The 2,514-nt window shown below is 74.9% G+C and carries 2 protein-coding genes; both read left to right on the plus strand.

Annotated elements, in window-relative coordinates:
* Nucleotides 1-122: 122 nt before the first annotated feature.
* Nucleotides 123-944: an inositol monophosphatase family protein gene (locus ACYVE9_RS22670; protein WP_461029741.1), complete on the plus strand. Its 822-nt coding sequence runs from the start codon at nucleotides 123-125 to the stop codon at nucleotides 942-944.
* A gap of 26 nt (nucleotides 945-970) precedes the next feature.
* Complete coding sequence (locus ACYVE9_RS22675) at nucleotides 971-2,389, plus strand: phytoene desaturase family protein (RefSeq protein ID WP_461029742.1); 1,419 nt, start codon at nucleotides 971-973, stop codon at nucleotides 2,387-2,389.
* Nucleotides 2,390-2,514 lie beyond the last annotated feature (125 nt).

The raw sequence follows: 2,514 nt of genomic DNA on the forward strand, positions 1-2,514 counted from the left end.
GCCCGGGATCCGGAGACCGGGCTGCTCAGCGCGGCCGCCAACCCGCGCGGCATGCAGGGCTACGCCGCGGGCCGCTGACGGCCGCGGCTCGGGCGACCCGCCCGGCGTGCTTCCATGGACACATGATCGATGACGAGCTTTCCGCCCACGTCGCAGACGCCCTCCGCAAGGCCGCCGCGGAGGAGATCATGCCCCGCTGGCGGCAGCTCGCCGACCACGAGATCGACCAGAAGACCGGCCCGCACGACCTGGTGACCATCGCCGACCGCCGGGCCGAGGACCACCTCACCGCCGCCCTCACCGCGCTGATGCCGGGGTCCGTGGTGGTCGGCGAGGAGGCCGTGCACGCCGATCCGGGTGGGTACGAGGCGCTGCGCGGCGACGCGCCGGTCTGGATCGTCGACCCGGTCGACGGCACCCGCCAGTTCGTCCGCGGCGACGAGGGCTTCTGCACACTGGTGGCGCTCGCCCGGCACGGCGAGCTGCTCGCGTCCTGGACGTTCGCCCCGGCCCGCGACCAGATGGCGACGGCCAGGCCGGGCCGTGGCGCGCTGCTGAACGGCGAGCCGATCACCGCCGGCTCGCCCGAGCCCGGCGGCACCCTCCAAGTGCTCAGCTCCCACCCGGACTTCACCACTGAGCAGGAGAAGCAGACGCTGATCGCCCTGCGGTCGGGCGCGGTGCTCTCCCGGCCCTGCGGCTCGGCGGGGCTCGGCTACCTGGCGGTCGCCAGGGGAGAGGCCGACGCGACGGTCTTCTCGTGGGAGAAGGCATGGGACCACGCCGCGGGTCTGCTGCTCGTCACCGAGGCGGGCGGTACCCAGGCCACCGTCGCCGGGGAACCGTTCCGCGTCACCGGCGGCAACGCCCTGCCCTTCACCGCGGCCCGGGACGAGGCGACCGCGCGGCGTATCCTCTCCTTGCTGGCAGGCGCTGCCAGCTGATCCTCACCGGTGAGGAGTGTGCCCAGGTGCCATCGATGCATGACGCGGTCGTGGTGGGAGCCGGCCCGAACGGGCTGACCGCGGCCGTGGAACTGGCCCGCCGCGGCTTCTCCGTCGAGGTGTTCGAGGCGCTCGGTACCGTCGGCGGCGGGGCCCGCACCGAGGAGCTGACCCTGCCGGGCTTCCGGCACGACCCCTGCTCGGCCGTGCACCCGATGGGCGCCGGCTCGCCCGCCTTCGACGCGCTGCCGCTGGAGCGGCACGGCCTCGACTGGCTGCACGCGGAACTGCCGCTCGCACACCCCTTCCCGGACGGCTCCGCGGTGACGCTCGCCCGCTCGGTGGGGGAGACGGCGATGTCGCTCGGCCCACGTGACGCGGGCACCTACCGGCGTCTGCTGGCCCCCTTCGTCGGCCGCTGGTCCACCCTGGCCGCCGACTTCCTCAAGGTCCCCTGGGACGGGCTGCCCAAGGACCCGCTGACACTGGCCCGGTTCGGCGCTCTCGGCGTGCAGCCCGTCAGCTGGCTGAACCGGCGCTTCCGCGACGAGCGGGCACGCGCCCTGATGGCCGGACTGGCCGCCCACGTCATCTCCCCGGCCAGCACCAACTCCACCGCCGCCATCGCCCTGGTCTTCGCGCTGGCCGCCCACGAGCGTGGCTGGCCGGTGGCACGCGGCGGCTCGCAGGCCGTCTCCGACGCACTGGCCGATCTGCTGCGCGAGCTCGGCGGCGTCATCCACACCGGTGTCGAGGTGCGCCGGCTGGACGAACTCCCGCCGGCCCGGGCCTACCTCTTCGACGCCTCACCCACCGCGCTGGCCCGGATCGCAGGTCTGGGCCGCTCGTACCGCGGGTTCCGCTACGGCGCCGCCGCGTTCAAGGTCGACTACGCGCTCGACGGCCCGGTCCCGTGGGCGGCGAAGGACGCCCGTCGCGCCGGGACCGTCCACCTGGGCGCCACCGCCGACGAGATCGACACCGCACTGCGCTGCGCCGTCGGCGGGCGCGCACCCGAGACGCCGTTCCTCATCACCTCCCAGCCGACCGTCGTCGACCCCGGCCGCGCCCCGGCGGGCAAGCACACCTTCTGGGTGTACGGGCACGTGCCCAACGGCTGGGAGGGCGACCTCACCGACGCCGTGGAGCGCCAACTCGAACGGTTCGCACCGGGCTTCCGCGACCTGGTGCTCGGGCGGGCCGCCGCCGGCCCGCCCGAGATCGCCGCCCGCAACGCCAACTACGTCGGCGGCGACATCGCTTGCGGCGCGTACAGCGGACTCCAGACGTTGCTGCGGCCCCACCTGGCCAAGGTCCCCTACGCGACCCGCCACCCGGCCGTCTACCTCTGCTCCTCGGCCACGTGGCCGGGGCCGGGAGTGCACGGCATGTCCGGCCACAACGCCGCCAAGGCGGTGTGGCGGGACCTGCGCCGCGAGCGGTGACGGCTCTCGCGGGAGCGACGCCCGGCCGCCTGCGTGACCGACCCGCCGCCGTGCCGGGGGTCCTCACCGGGTGCGGCGGCTGCGGGCGTTGAGTTCGGTGAGGAGGGCGCTCAGCAGTTCGGACT

The organism is Streptomyces sparsus, from assembly GCF_054776295.1.

Bases quoted from the DNA above. Each gene is read 5' to 3' on its own strand.
- ACYVE9_RS22670 (WP_461029741.1), top strand. From the start codon at position 123: ATGATCGATGACGAGCTTTCCGCCCACGTCGCAGACGCCCTCCGCAAG.